This window comes from Streptomyces sp. NPDC005485 (genome assembly GCF_040606085.1).
In the GTDB taxonomy this organism is placed as follows: Bacteria; Actinomycetota; Actinomycetes; order Streptomycetales; family Streptomycetaceae; genus Streptomyces.
In genome coordinates this window covers 1-1,463 of sequence record NZ_JBEXDZ010000324.1, presented here as the reverse complement: position 1 = coordinate 1,463, position 1,463 = coordinate 1, and the positions used below count along the sequence as shown (strand labels likewise).

Genomic DNA, 1,463 nt, shown 5'->3' with positions numbered 1-1,463 from the left:
ACGAACCGTCGGCGGGGGCCTCACACGTTGCGGACCGGCCGCGGACAGGCCCCGCGGGAGCCACTGTCGATCACTGCGTAGGCTGGTCGTCACCCGAACAGCCCCTCGGAAGGGAAGCGTGTGACTATGGCGATCGAGGTCGGCACCAAGGCCCCGGACTTCGAGCTCAAGGACAACCACGGCGCCACCGTGAAGCTGTCCGACTTCCGTGGCGAGAAGAACGTCGTGCTGCTCTTCTACCCCTTCGCCTTCACGGGTGTGTGCACCGGCGAGCTGTGCGAGCTGCGCGACCATCTGCCGCAGTTCTCCGACCGCGACACCCAGCTGCTGGCCGTGTCGAACGACTCCATCCACACGCTGCGCGTCTTCGCCGAGCAGGAGGGTCTGGAGTACCCGCTGCTCTCCGACTTCTGGCCGCACGGCAACACTTCTCGGGCGTACGGCGTCTTCGACGAGGACAAGGGCTGCGCGGTGCGTGGCACCTTCATCATCGACAAGCAGGGTGTCGTGCGGTGGACCGTCGTCAACGGTCTGCCGGACGCGCGTGACCTGAACGAGTACGTGAAGGCACTCGACACCCTGTGATTGTTCGGGTCCAGCCCCTGCGGGGTGCGGGAACCCGTCACTAGGATCGGGTCGTTGATCCGATACCAACGCACTCGGGGCTCCCTGCCCCTGGACACCATTGGGAGGACTCGTGGGAGTCAGCCTCAGCAAGGGCGGCAACGTCTCGCTGACCAAGGAGGCCCCTGGCCTGACCGCGGTCATCGTCGGTCTGGGGTGGGACGCACGCTCCACCACCGGCACCGACTTCGACCTGGACGCCAGCGCCATCCTGACCGGCGCGGACGGCAAGGTCAGCAGTGACGCCAACTTCGTGTTCTTCAACAACCTGAAGAGCCCGGACGGCTCGGTCGAGCACACCGGTGACAACATCACCGGTGAGGGCGAGGGCGACGACGAGCAGATCAAGGTCAACCTCGCCGGGGTCCCGGCGGAGATCGACAAGATCGTGTTCCCGGTCTCGATCTACGACGCGGAGAACCGCCAGCAGTCCTTCGGCCAGGTGCGCAACGCGTTCATCCGCGTGGTGAACCAGGCGGGCGAGGCGGAGATCGCGCGCTACGACCTCTCCGAGGACGCCTCGACGGAGACCGCGATGGTCTTCGGCGAGCTGTACCGCAACGGCGCGGAGTGGAAGTTCCGCGCCATCGGCCAGGGCTATGCCTCGGGCCTGCGCGGCATCGCGCAGGACTTCGGCGTGAACGTCTGACCGGTCGACGTCCGACCGTCCACGTCCGACGGCCGACATCCGGCCGTCGAACGTCACGCCGTCGACCGTCCGACCCGGACGGACCTCGGCTCTCCCGTCCGGCGCCGCACCCGGGGGGGGGGGGCCGGGCGGGGGGGTCAAAGAAAAAATGCGTGACCAGCGGGGGGTGCAGCGTAAGGGGCGGGACGCG

General features: G+C 67.6%; 2 protein-coding genes. Both read left to right on the top strand.

What is annotated here, in order from left to right; genetic code table 11:
- The first annotated feature begins 126 nt into the window (after positions 1-126).
- A complete protein-coding gene (locus ABZS97_RS43960) occupies positions 127-585 on the top strand; it encodes a peroxiredoxin (RefSeq protein WP_356149723.1) in 459 nt (152 codons plus the stop codon).
- Between the two features lie 112 nt (positions 586-697).
- Entirely contained in the window at positions 698-1,273 is a 576-nt protein-coding gene (locus ABZS97_RS43955) for a TerD family protein (protein WP_356149719.1), read from the top strand.
- Positions 1,274-1,463: the final 190 nt, after the last annotated feature.

Excerpts from the sequence above, each read along its gene's own strand:
- ABZS97_RS43960 (WP_356149723.1), top strand. The coding sequence starts at position 127 with ATGGCGATCGAGGTCGGCACCAAGGCCCCGGACTTCGAGCTCAAGGAC.